Raw genomic sequence first — 12,483 nt, 5'->3', positions numbered from 1 at the left:
CTCATGGCCGTCAAGAAACGAGGTCTCGGACGTGGACTGGATGCACTGCTGAGTGGTCCGACTGTCACTTCGCTTGAAGAACAGGCGGTACAGGCCGATCAGCGTGAGCTGCAGCACCTGCCGCTGGATCTGATCCAGCGTGGCAAATACCAGCCGCGCCGGGACATGGATCCCCAGGCATTGGAAGAACTGGCGCAGTCGATCAAGGCCCAGGGCGTGATGCAGCCAATCGTGGTTCGCCCGATTGGTGGTGGTCGCTTTGAAATCATTGCCGGCGAGCGCCGCTGGCGCGCCAGCCAGCAGGCTGGCCAGGAAACCATCCCGGCGATGGTCCGCGATGTGCCGGATGAAACCGCCATCGCCATGGCGCTGATTGAAAACATCCAGCGCGAAGACCTCAATCCGATCGAGGAAGCGATTGCCCTGCAGCGCTTGCAGCAGGAATTCAAGCTGACTCAGCAGGAAGTTGCCGATGCCGTGGGTAAATCCCGTGTCACGGTTTCCAACCTGCTGCGCCTGATTGCCTTGCCGGAAGTGATCAAAACCATGCTTTCCCACGGTGACCTGGAAATGGGTCATGCCCGTGCATTGCTCGGGTTGCCGGAAAATCAACAGGTTGAAGGGGCGCGACACGTTGTCGCACGAGGTCTCACCGTTCGTCAGACTGAGGCTCTGGTTCGCCAATGGCTCAGTGGTAAACCTGCACCGGTCGAAACGAGCAAACCTGATCCGGATATTGCACGCCTGGAGCAGCGCCTGGCCGAACGCCTAGGCTCTGCGGTGCAAATTCGTCATGGGAAGAAAGGCAAAGGGCAATTGGTCATCGGATATAACTCATTGGATGAGCTTCAGGGCGTCCTTGCCCACATCCGCTGAAACAATTGCTTCTGTAGCGCGCAGTCGGAAATCACTACCCGGCAGTTGAATAGGGGCAGAACCGCCCCTATACTCTGCGCGCATTTTGTCGGCACAAATTATGCCAAGTTATTGATTTCCGGCAGCCGACTATTGAGGAGCAAGAGTGATGGAAACCCGCACGCCAAACACGTTGCCGTTCCATCGCTTGGCCGTTTTCCCGGTTTTAGTGGCCCAATTTGTCATTTTACTGATTGCCGCTTTGGCGCTTTGGTATTGGCATGGAGTCGTTGCCGGATATTCAGGACTCTGCGGAGGCCTGATAGCCTTGCTGCCCAATATGTATTTTGCTCACAGGGCCTTTCGGTTTTCCGGCGCCCGAGCAGCCCAAGCCATCGTCCGGTCTTTTTATGCTGGCGAGGCGGGGAAATTGATTTTGACGGCAGTGCTGTTCGCACTGACCTTTGCAGGTGTGAAGCCATTGGCGCCGCTAGCTGTATTCGGCGTCTTCGTGTTGACCCAACTGGTTAACTGGTTCGCTCCCCTGCTTATGAAAACAAGACTTTCGAGACCTTAGGGCGTTTGAGGCAACCATGGCAGAAACAACCGCTTCGGGCTATATCCAGCACCACTTGCAGAACCTGACCTTCGGTCAGCTACCCAATGGCGGCTGGGGCTTTGCCCACACCGCAGCAGAAGCCAAAGAAATGGGCTTTTGGGCATTCCACCTGGATACTCTGGGCTGGTCTGTCGCATTGGGTCTGATCTTCGTCCTGATTTTCCGCATGGCGGCAAAGAAGGCGACTTCCGGTCAGCCAGGTGCTTTGCAGAACTTCGTTGAAGTATTGGTCGAATTCGTCGATGGCAGCGTGAAAGACAGCTTCCATGGCCGTAGCCCGGTGATTGCACCACTGGCACTGACTATCTTCGTCTGGGTGTTCCTGATGAACGCCGTCGACCTGATACCGGTCGACTGGATTCCTCAACTGGCCATCCTGATCACCGGCGATGCACACATTCCATTCCGTGCCGTATCGACCACAGACCCTAACGCCACCCTGGGCATGGCCCTGTCGGTGTTTGCGTTGATCATTTTCTACAGCATCAAGGTCAAGGGCATCGGCGGCTTCATCGGCGAACTGACCCTGCACCCGTTTGGCAGCAAGAATATTTTCCTGCAAGCGTTGCTGATTCCGGTGAACTTCCTGCTGGAATTCGTGACCCTGATCGCCAAGCCGATCTCCCTGGCTCTGCGACTGTTCGGCAACATGTATGCCGGCGAGCTGGTGTTCATTCTGATCGCTGTGATGTTCGGCAGCGGTCTGCTCTGGCTTAGCGGCCTGGGCGTAGTTCTGCAGTGGGCGTGGGCTGTGTTCCACATCCTGATCATCACCCTGCAGGCGTTTATCTTCATGATGCTGACCATCGTCTATCTGTCGATGGCGCACGAAGAGAACCATTAAGACCAGTCTCGACTAGTCTGATGTCCCTCCCGGTCAAACGGGAGGGTGGCCTGAAAGGGCTATGAAACGATTTGTTTTACCGCTTTAAAATCTAAAAAACCTAAACCATACGACGTAAAAGTCGGGAGGAAAGATGGAAACTGTAGTTGGTCTAACCGCTATCGCTGTTGCACTGTTGATCGGCCTGGGCGCCCTGGGTACTGCCATTGGTTTCGGCCTGCTGGGCGGCAAGTTCCTGGAAGGCGCAGCGCGTCAGCCAGAAATGGTTCCAATGCTGCAAGTTAAAATGTTCATCGTTGCCGGCCTGCTCGACGCCGTAACCATGATCGGCGTTGGTATCGCTCTGTTCTTCACCTTCGCGAACCCTTTCGTTGGTCAACTCGCTGGCTAATCACTCGAATTTTTCGAGTTGATTGGGGTGATGGACAACGAATGAGCGAGGTGTTGGCGTGAACATTAATGCAACCCTGATTGGCCAATCCGTTGCGTTCTTCATTTTTGTAGTGTTTTGCATGAAGTTCGTGTGGCCTCCGGTCATCGCGGCTTTGCACGAACGTCAGAAGAAGATCGCTGATGGATTGGACGCTGCCAGCCGTGCAGCTCGCGACCTGGAGTTGGCCCAAGAGAAAGCGGGCCATCAACTGCGCGATGCGAAAGCACAGGCAGCTGAAATCATTGAGCAAGCCAAGAAACGCGGTAATCAGATCGTCGAAGAGGCTGTTGATAAAGCCCGCGTCGAAGCTGAACGTGTGAAGGCTTCGGCTCATGCCGAGATCGAACAGGAACTGAACGGCGTCAAAGACGCGCTGCGTACCCGACTGGGTGCTCTGGCGGTCGGCGGTGCTGAGAAGATCCTCGGTGCCACAATCGATCAAAACGCGCACGCGGAGCTGGTTAACAAACTGGCTGCTGAAATTTAAGCGAGGGCGATCATGGCAGAATTGACCACGTTGGCCCGACCTTACGCTAAGGCAGCCTTCGAGCACGCCCAGGCCCACCAGCAGCTGGCCTCTTGGTCAGCCATGCTCGGCCTGGCTGCAGCAGTGTCGCAAGACGACACTATGCAGCGCGTGCTCAAGGCCCCGCGACTGACGAGCGCAGATAAGGCCGCCACGTTTATTGACGTGTGCGGCGACAAGTTTGATGTAAAAGTGCAGAACTTCATTCACGTCGTTGCCGAAAACGACCGTCTCCCGCTTTTGCCGGAGATTGCCGCTCTTTTCGACCTGTACAAGGCCGAGCAAGAGAAGTCGGTAGACGTTGAAGTCACCAGTGCTTTTGCATTGAACCAAGAACAGCAAGACAAACTCGCCAAGGTTCTCAGTGCACGACTCGACCGGGAAGTGCGCCTGCAAGTTGCGGAAGACAGGTCCCTCATTGGGGGTGTTGTCATTCGCGCCGGCGACCTGGTTATCGATGGCTCGGTTCGCGGCAAACTCGCGAGCCTTGCCGAAGCATTGAAATCTTGAGTTTGAAGGGGCAGCAGAGCAATGCAGCAACTCAATCCTTCCGAAATAAGTGAAATTATCAAGGGCCGCATCGACAAGCTCGATGTGACCTCCCAAGCCCGTAACGAAGGCACTGTCGTCAGCGTATCTGACGGCATCGTGCGGATTCACGGTCTGGCCGACGTAATGTACGGCGAGATGATCGAGTTTCCGGGCGGCGTCTTCGGTATGGCTCTCAACCTTGAGCAAGACTCTGTAGGTGCCGTTGTATTGGGCGCTTACCAGTCTTTGGCTGAAGGCATGAGCGCCAAGTGCACTGGCCGCATCCTCGAAGTTCCGGTTGGTAAGGAACTGCTGGGTCGCGTAGTCGACGCACTGGGTAACCCAGTTGACGGCAAAGGTCCGCTGAACAACACCGAGACCGATGCGGTCGAGAAAGTTGCTCCAGGCGTGATCTGGCGTAAGTCGGTAGACCAGCCTGTACAGACTGGCTACAAGGCTGTCGATGCCATGATTCCTGTCGGCCGTGGCCAGCGTGAGCTGATCATCGGTGACCGTCAGATCGGTAAAACCGCTCTGGCGATCGACGCGATCATCAACCAGAAAGACAGCGGCATTTTCTGCGTCTACGTAGCCATTGGTCAGAAGCAATCGACCATCGCCAACGTGGTTCGCAAGCTGGAAGAAAACGGCGCCCTGGCCAACACGATCATCGTGGCTGCCAGTGCTTCGGAATCTCCTGCGCTGCAGTTCCTGGCACCGTACTCCGGTTGCACCATGGGCGAATACTTCCGCGACCGCGGTGAAGACGCGCTGATCGTTTATGACGATCTGTCCAAGCAAGCAGTGGCTTACCGCCAGATTTCCCTGCTGCTGCGCCGTCCACCAGGCCGTGAAGCTTACCCAGGCGACGTGTTCTATCTCCACTCCCGTCTGCTGGAGCGCGCATCCCGCGTTTCCGAAGAGTACGTAGAGAAGTTCACCAACGGCGCAGTGACCGGCAAAACCGGTTCCCTGACCGCACTGCCGATCATCGAAACCCAGGCTGGCGACGTTTCCGCGTTCGTTCCGACCAACGTGATTTCCATCACCGACGGTCAGATCTTCCTGGAATCGGCCATGTTCAACTCCGGGATCCGTCCTGCTGTGAACGCCGGTGTTTCGGTATCCCGTGTGGGTGGTGCCGCTCAGACCAAGATCATCAAGAAGCTCTCCGGTGGTATCCGTACCGCTCTGGCTCAGTACCGTGAACTGGCGGCATTCGCCCAGTTCGCTTCTGACCTGGACGAAGCGACCCGTAAGCAACTTGAGCATGGTCAGCGCGTTACCGAGCTGATGAAGCAGAAGCAATACGCCCCAATGTCGATCGCTGACATGGCGTTGTCGCTGTATGCCGCTGAGCGTGGGTTCCTGACTGACGTCGAAATCGCCAAGGTCGGCAGCTTTGAACAAGCGCTGATTGCTTACTTCAACCGAGATCACGCCGATTTGATGGCGAAGATCAACGTGAAGGGTGACTTCAATGACGAAATCGACGCTGGCATGAAAGCCGGTATCGAGAAGTTCAAGGCCACCCAAACCTGGTAAGCCGCAGCGGGAGCCGCGAGGCTCCCGCTTGCTAACCTGATAGGTGTTACATGGCAGGCGCAAAAGAGATTCGCAGTAAGATTGCGAGCATCAAAAGCACGCAAAAGATTACCAGCGCCATGGAAAAAGTGGCGGTCAGCAAAATGCGCAGGGCACAAATGCGCATGGCTGCTAGCCGTCCTTATGCGGAGCGTATCCGCCAGGTAATTGGGCATTTGGCTAACGCCAACCCGGAGTACCGCCACCCGTTCATGATCGACCGCGAAGTTAAGCGTGTGGGTTATGTGGTAGTGAGCAGTGACCGTGGTTTGTGCGGTGGTCTGAATACCAACCTGTTCAAGGCCCTGGTCAAGGACATGGCGGTAAACCGCGAAAAAGGCGTCGAGATCGATCTGTGTGTTGTTGGTAGCAAGGGTGCGGCCTTTTTCCGCAACTTCGGCGGTAACGTCGTTGCAGCTATCAGCCACCTGGGTGAAGAGCCGTCGATCAATGATTTGATCGGCAGTGTGAAGGTGATGCTGGATGCGTACCTGGAAGGCCGGATTGACCGCCTGTCCGTGGTATCCAACAAGTTCATCAACACCATGACCCAGCAGCCGACCGTGGAGCAGTTGATTCCATTGGTGGCGACCCCGGATCAGGAACTCAAGCACCACTGGGACTACCTCTACGAACCAGACGCCAAAGAGCTGCTTGACGGCTTGATGGTGCGCTACGTGGAGTCGCAGGTGTACCAGGCGGTGGTCGAGAACAACGCGGCTGAACAAGCTGCGCGGATGATCGCGATGAAGAACGCTACCGACAACGCCGGTGATTTGATCAGTGATTTGCAGCTGATCTACAACAAGGCGCGTCAGGCTGCGATCACCCAAGAGATCTCGGAAATCGTCGGCGGCGCTGCCGCGGTTTAACGGTTCAAATATTCAGAGGATCCAGCTATGAGTAGCGGACGTATCGTTCAAATCATCGGCGCCGTTATCGACGTGGAATTCCCACGCGACAGCGTACCGAGCATCTACAACGCTTTGAAAGTCCAAAGCGATGCCGGCACCACTCTGGAAGTTCAGCAGCAGCTGGGCGACGGCGTGGTTCGTACCATTGCAATGGGTTCCACCGAGGGCTTGAAGCGCGGTCTGGAAGTCACTGACACTGGCGCAGCCATTTCCGTACCGGTCGGTAAAGCGACCCTGGGTCGGATCATGGACGTACTGGGCAACCCGATTGACGAAGCTGGCCCGATCGACACCGAAGAGCGTTGGGGCATTCACCGTCCTGCGCCGTCGTTCGCAGAGCAGGCAGGCGGCAACGACCTGCTGGAAACCGGCATCAAGGTTATCGATCTGGTTTGCCCGTTCGCCAAGGGCGGTAAAGTCGGTCTGTTCGGTGGTGCCGGTGTAGGCAAAACCGTAAACATGATGGAACTGATCCGTAACATCGCCATCGAGCACAGCGGTTATTCCGTGTTTGCTGGTGTGGGTGAGCGTACTCGTGAGGGTAACGACTTCTACCACGAGATGAAGGATTCCAACGTTCTGGACAAAGTGGCACTGGTTTACGGTCAGATGAACGAGCCGCCGGGTAACCGTCTGCGCGTAGCACTGACTGGCCTGACCATGGCCGAGAAGTTCCGTGACGAAGGTAACGACGTTCTGCTGTTCGTCGACAACATCTACCGTTACACCCTGGCCGGTACTGAAGTATCCGCACTGCTGGGCCGTATGCCTTCGGCAGTAGGTTACCAGCCGACCCTGGCTGAAGAGATGGGCGTTCTGCAAGAACGTATCACTTCGACCAAGGAAGGTTCGATCACTTCGATCCAAGCGGTATACGTACCTGCGGATGACTTGACCGACCCGTCGCCAGCGACCACCTTCGCCCACTTGGACGCCACCGTTGTACTGTCCCGTGACATCGCCTCCCTGGGTATCTACCCAGCGGTCGATCCACTGGACTCGACTTCGCGCCAGCTGGATCCGAACGTGATCGGCCAGGAGCACTACGACACCGCTCGCGGCGTTCAGTACGTGCTGCAGCGTTACAAAGAACTGAAGGACATCATTGCGATCCTGGGTATGGACGAGCTGTCGGAAACCGACAAGCAGTTGGTATCCCGCGCTCGTAAGATCCAGCGCTTCTTGTCGCAGCCGTTCTTCGTGGCTGAAGTCTTCACCGGTGCTTCGGGTAAATACGTTTCCCTGAAAGACACCATTGCTGGCTTCAAAGGCATCCTCAACGGTGACTACGACCACCTGCCAGAACAAGCGTTCTACATGGTCGGCGGCATCGAAGAAGCGATCGAGAAAGCCAAGAAACTGTAATCCCGGCGCCCGGTAACGGGCGCTAATCAGGTTGAGGCAATCAGATGGCTATGACATTCCATTGCGATATCGTCAGCGCGGAAGGGGAAATTTTCTCCGGTCAGATTGAAAGTGTGATTGCACACGGCGAGCTGGGTGATCTGGGTATTAACTTTGGCCACGCGCCATTGATTACATCCCTGAAGCCTGGTCCGATTACTCTGACCAAGCTGGGCGGGGACAAGGAGGTGTTTTACATCTCTGGTGGTTTCCTCGAGGTTCAGCCGAACATGGTCAAGGTACTTGCCGACACCGTGCAACGTGCTGCCGATCTGGATGAAGCCTCCGCTCAGGAAGCCGTCCAGGCTGCCGAGAAGGCCCTGAACGAAAAAGGCGCAGACTTCGACTACAGCGCTGCTGCAGTACGTCTGGCCGAGGCCGCAGCTCAGTTGCGTACTCTCCAGCAGATCCGCAAGAAGTAAGTGGCCACGCCGTCTTGCCTCATGTGTGATTGATTAAAAAGGGTAGCCTCGGCTACCCTTTTTCTTTTTTTGCAAAACACTTCTTTGGTCTGAAGCCGGACCGCCCAGGATTGGTAGCCATTCATGTCTCTTGAAATCGTAATTCTTGCCGCCGGCCAAGGCACCCGTATGCGCTCGGCCTTGCCTAAGGTGCTGCACCCGGTTGCCGGAAACTCCATGCTGGGACATGTTATCCACAGTGCCCGGCAATTGGAGCCGCAACGCATCCATGTGGTGATTGGCCATGGTGCCGATGTGGTGCGCGAGCGCCTGGCGGCGGACGACTTGAATTTCGTATTGCAGGACAAGCAATTGGGTACCGGTCATGCCACCGCGCAAGCGGTGCCCTTCATCAAGGCCGATACCGTGTTGATCCTCTACGGTGATGTGCCGCTGATCGAAGTGGAAACCCTGCAGCGCCTGCTCAAGCACGTGGTGCCGGGCCAGATGGGTTTGCTAACCGTCGAGTTGGATGACCCTACCGGTTACGGCCGCATCGTGCGCAACGCCGACGGCAAGGTTACAGCCATCGTTGAACACAAAGACGCCAGTGAAGCCCAGCGCGCCATCACTGAAGGGAATACCGGAATTCTCGCGGTACCCGCCGATCGCCTGGCTGACTGGATGGGCCGCCTGTCCAACAACAACGCCCAGGGCGAGTACTACCTGACCGACGTGATTGAAATGGCCGTCAACGACGGCCTGGTGGTTGCCACCGAGCAGCCTCACGATCCGATGGAAGTCCAGGGCGCCAACGACCGCAAGCAACTCGCGGAACTGGAGCGTCACTACCAACTGCGCGAAGCTCGCCGACTGATGGCCCTGGGTGTGACCTTGCGTGATCCGGCACGTTTTGACGTGCGTGGCGACGTCACCGTGGGCCGCGATGTGCTGATCGATATCAACGTGATCCTCGAAGGCCGGGTGGTTATCGAAGACAACGTGGTGATCGGTCCTAACTGCGTGATCAAGGACAGTACCCTGCGCCAAGGCGTTGTGATCAAAGCCAACAGCCACATTGATGGTGCAGTCATGGGCGAGGGCAGCGATGCCGGCCCGTTCGCCCGCCTGCGTCCGGGTAGTGTGTTGGGCGCGAAAGCTCATGTGGGTAACTTCGTCGAACTGAAAAACGCCAAGCTTGGTGAAGAAGCCAAGGTGGGCCATTTGACTTACCTGGGTGATGCGGTGATCGGCGCCCGCACCAACATTGGTGCCGGTACGATCACCTGCAACTACGATGGCGCTAACAAGCACCAGACCACCATTGGTGAAGATGTGTTTATCGGTTCCAACAACTCGTTGGTAGCGCCGGTAACCATCGGTGATGGCTCAAATACCGCCGCTGGTTCAACCATCAATCAGAATGTGGATAAGTCGCAGCTGGCGGTGGCCCGTGCACGTCAGCGCAACATCGACGGTTGGAAGCGCCCGGTAAAAATCAAAAAGACCTGAGTTATCCACAACCTCGAATACAACATATCCCTAATGTGTGTGGGCTTGCTCGCGAAGGCCATCTGTCAGTTGATACCTGTGCTGACGGATACACCGCATTCGCGAGCAAGCCCGCTCCCACATTTGGTCTGTGTGGTTTCAAAAAATTTATGGCTGCCGCTTGACGATTCTGAGCCAATAGGTTTTGATTGCCTTCGTTATCTTTCGAAACGAAACTTAAAGCCATCATGTCGAAACGAAATACACCCCAACGTCGCCACAACATCCTTGCCATGCTCACCGAGCAAGGTGAGGTCAGCGTGGACGAATTGGCCAAGCATTTCGAGACGTCGGAGGTGACCATCCGCAAGGATCTGGCCGCCCTCGAAAGCAACGGTCTGTTGCTGCGTCGCTATGGTGGTGCGATCACCATGCCTCAAGAGTTGGTGGGTGATCCCGCCCAGCCCATTTCGGTCTACAAGCGCGCCATCGCGCGTGCGGCCGTGATGCGACTGCGCGAGCACGCACGAATCATCATCGACAGTGGGAGCACCACCGCCGCCATGATCCCCGAGCTGGGCCAACAGCCCGGCCTGGTGGTGATGACCAACTCGCTGCATGTGGCCAGTGCCCTGAGTGAGCTGGAGCACGAGCCGGTGCTGTTGATGACCGGCGGCACCTGGGACCCTCATTCGGACTCGTTCCAGGGCCAGGTCGCCGAGCAAGTGCTGCGTTCCTACGACTTCGACCAATTGTTTATCGGTGCTGACGGCATCGACCTGGAGCGCGGCACCACCACCTTCAACGAGTTACTGGGCCTGAGCCGAGTCATGGCCGAGGTTGCCCGCGAAGTGGTGGTCATGGTCGAGTCCGACAAGATTGGCCGCAAGATTCCCAACCTGGAACTGCCCTGGAGCAGCGTCCATACCCTTATCACCGATGATCGCCTGCCGCTTGAGGCCCGCGACCAGATTCAAGCCCGCGGCATTACGCTGATTTGCGCGGCAGTCATCTAGGAGAGAAACCATGTGTGGAATTGTTGGCGCAGTTGCTGAACGCAACGTCACTGCCATTTTGCTAGAAGGCCTCAAACGCCTGGAATATCGCGGCTACGACAGCGCCGGTGTGGCGCTCTTCACCAACGCCGGCAAGCTGGAACGCATGCGTCGTCCGGGCAAGGTCAGTGAGCTGGAGCACGCTCTGGCTGGTGAGCCGCTGGTAGGCCGTCTGGGCATCGCCCACACCCGTTGGGCCACCCACGGTGCGCCGTGCGAACGCAATGCCCACCCGCATTTCTCCGGTGACCTGGCGGTGGTTCACAATGGCATCATCGAAAACCACGAATCGCTGCGTGAACAGCTCAAGGCTCTTGGCTATGTCTTCACCTCGGACACCGACACCGAAGTCATCGCCCACCTGTTGAATCACAAGCTCAAGGACCACAGCGACCTGACCGTAGCCCTCAAGGCCACCGTCAAGGAATTGCATGGTGCCTACGGTTTGGCCGTGATCAGCGCCAGTCAGCCGGACCGCCTGGTCGCCGCCCGCAGTGGCAGCCCGTTGGTGATCGGCCTTGGCCTGGGTGAGAACTTCCTCGCCTCCGACCAATTGGCCCTGCGTCAGGTTACCGACCGCTTCATGTACCTGGAAGAAGGCGACATCGCCGAGATCCGCCGTGAAAGCGTGCAAATCTGGGACGTCGACGGCCGCACCGTCGAGCGCGAAGCCGTGCAGTACCGTGACGGCGCAGAAGCCGCTGATAAAGGCGAATTCCGCCACTTCATGCTCAAGGAAATCCATGAGCAACCGTCTGTGGTGCAACGCACCCTGGAAGGCCGACTGAGCCAGAACCAGGTACTGGTCAACGCCTTCGGCCCACAAGCGGCCGAGCTGTTCGCCAAAGTGCGCAACGTGCAGATCGTTGCCTGTGGCACCAGCTACCACGCTGGTATGGTTGCGCGTTACTGGTTGGAAGAGCTGGCCGGCATCCCGTGCCAAGTCGAAGTGGCCAGCGAGTTTCGCTACCGCAAGGTGGTGGTTCAGCCGGACACGCTGTTTGTGACCATCTCTCAATCCGGCGAAACGGCCGACACCCTGGCTGCCCTGCGCAACGCCAAGGAGCTGGGTTTCCTGGGTAGCCTGGCGATCTGCAACGTCAGCATCAGCTCCCTGGTGCGCGAATCCGACCTGACCCTGCTGACCCAGGCCGGCCGTGAAATTGGCGTTGCCTCGACCAAAGCCTTCACCACCCAATTGGTGGGCCTGCTCTTGCTGACTCTGTCCCTGGGCCAAGTGCGCGGTACCCTCGCTGAAGGCGTTGAAGCCACTCTGGTGGAAGAACTGCGTCGTCTGCCGACCCGCTTGGGTGAAGCCCTGGCGATGGACAGCACTGTGGAAAAAGTCGCCGAACTGTTTGCCGACAAGAACCACACCCTGTTCCTCGGTCGTGGCGCGCAGTACCCAGTGGCGATGGAAGGCTCCCTGAAGCTCAAGGAAATTTCCTATATCCACGCTGAAGCCTACCCGGCCGGTGAGCTGAAACACGGCCCGTTGGCCCTGGTTGATGACGACATGCCTGTTGTCACCGTCGCACCGAACAACGAACTGCTGGAGAAGCTCAAGTCCAACCTGCAGGAAGTCCGTGCCCGTGGCGGTCAACTGATTGTCTTCGCTGACGAAAAGGCTGGCATGACCAATGGTGAAGGCACTCACGTCATCAACATGCCGCACATCCACGACACCCTGTCCCCGATCCTCTACACCATCCCGCTGCAACTGCTGTCGTACTACGTTGCCGTGCTCAAAGGCACGGACGTTGACCAGCCGCGTAACCTGGCGAAGTCGGTGACGGTGGAGTAAGCCTTTAAAGCGTATCGATACA

Annotated in this window: 13 protein-coding genes; all 13 read left to right on the top strand. The window is 57.2% G+C overall.

The window, feature by feature from the left end; genetic code table 11:
* Window positions 1–3 precede the first annotated feature (3 nt).
* Window positions 4–876, top strand: coding sequence for a ParB/RepB/Spo0J family partition protein (locus HKK55_RS25470; protein WP_169357147.1), 873 nt, complete (start codon window positions 4–6; stop codon window positions 874–876).
* Window positions 877–1,024: 148 nt separating this feature from the next.
* Window positions 1,025–1,432 (top strand): F0F1 ATP synthase subunit I, encoded by a 408-nt coding sequence (locus HKK55_RS25465; RefSeq protein ID WP_155582320.1) that lies wholly within the window; start codon window positions 1,025–1,027, stop codon window positions 1,430–1,432.
* A gap of 16 nt (window positions 1,433–1,448) precedes the next feature.
* Window positions 1,449–2,318 (top strand): F0F1 ATP synthase subunit A, encoded by an 870-nt coding sequence (atpB, locus tag HKK55_RS25460; protein WP_155582321.1) that lies wholly within the window; start codon window positions 1,449–1,451, stop codon window positions 2,316–2,318.
* 133 nt (window positions 2,319–2,451) lie between these two features.
* Entirely contained in the window at window positions 2,452–2,709 is a 258-nt protein-coding gene (atpE, locus tag HKK55_RS25455; RefSeq protein WP_002555987.1) for a F0F1 ATP synthase subunit C, read from the top strand.
* Between the two features lie 58 nt (window positions 2,710–2,767).
* Complete coding sequence (locus HKK55_RS25450) at window positions 2,768–3,238, top strand: F0F1 ATP synthase subunit B (protein WP_169357146.1); 471 nt, start codon at window positions 2,768–2,770, stop codon at window positions 3,236–3,238.
* A gap of 12 nt (window positions 3,239–3,250) precedes the next feature.
* Window positions 3,251–3,787: a F0F1 ATP synthase subunit delta gene (locus tag HKK55_RS25445; protein WP_169357145.1), complete on the top strand. Its 537-nt coding sequence runs from the start codon at window positions 3,251–3,253 to the stop codon at window positions 3,785–3,787.
* 21 nt (window positions 3,788–3,808) lie between these two features.
* Window positions 3,809–5,353, top strand: a complete 1,545-nt coding sequence (gene atpA, locus HKK55_RS25440; RefSeq protein ID WP_169357144.1) for a F0F1 ATP synthase subunit alpha — start codon at window positions 3,809–3,811, stop codon at window positions 5,351–5,353.
* A 50-nt stretch (window positions 5,354–5,403) separates the two neighbouring features.
* Window positions 5,404–6,264, top strand: coding sequence for a F0F1 ATP synthase subunit gamma (atpG, locus tag HKK55_RS25435; protein WP_169357143.1), 861 nt, complete (start codon window positions 5,404–5,406; stop codon window positions 6,262–6,264).
* Between the two features lie 27 nt (window positions 6,265–6,291).
* Window positions 6,292–7,671, top strand: coding sequence for a F0F1 ATP synthase subunit beta (atpD, locus tag HKK55_RS25430; protein ID WP_155582325.1), 1,380 nt, complete (start codon window positions 6,292–6,294; stop codon window positions 7,669–7,671).
* A 44-nt stretch (window positions 7,672–7,715) separates the two neighbouring features.
* Window positions 7,716–8,132 (top strand): F0F1 ATP synthase subunit epsilon, encoded by a 417-nt coding sequence (locus HKK55_RS25425; RefSeq protein ID WP_169357142.1) that lies wholly within the window; start codon window positions 7,716–7,718, stop codon window positions 8,130–8,132.
* 123 nt (window positions 8,133–8,255) lie between these two features.
* Entirely contained in the window at window positions 8,256–9,623 is a 1,368-nt protein-coding gene (gene glmU, locus HKK55_RS25420) for a bifunctional UDP-N-acetylglucosamine diphosphorylase/glucosamine-1-phosphate N-acetyltransferase GlmU (RefSeq protein ID WP_169357141.1), read from the top strand.
* A 224-nt stretch (window positions 9,624–9,847) separates the two neighbouring features.
* Window positions 9,848–10,618, top strand: coding sequence for a DeoR/GlpR family DNA-binding transcription regulator (locus HKK55_RS25415; RefSeq protein WP_178128899.1), 771 nt, complete (start codon window positions 9,848–9,850; stop codon window positions 10,616–10,618).
* A gap of 10 nt (window positions 10,619–10,628) precedes the next feature.
* Window positions 10,629–12,461 carry a glutamine--fructose-6-phosphate transaminase (isomerizing) gene (gene glmS / locus HKK55_RS25410; RefSeq protein WP_169357139.1) on the top strand — a complete coding sequence of 611 codons (1,833 nt, stop codon included), beginning with the start codon at window positions 10,629–10,631 and terminating at the stop codon, window positions 12,459–12,461.
* The last annotated feature ends 22 nt before the right edge of the window (window positions 12,462–12,483 follow it).

It is taken from the genome of Pseudomonas sp. ADAK18 (assembly GCF_012935695.1).
GTDB lineage: Bacteria > Pseudomonadota > Gammaproteobacteria > Pseudomonadales > Pseudomonadaceae > Aquipseudomonas.
Note: the sequence above shows the minus strand (reverse complement) of the source record. Positions and strands in the feature narration are given on the sequence as shown.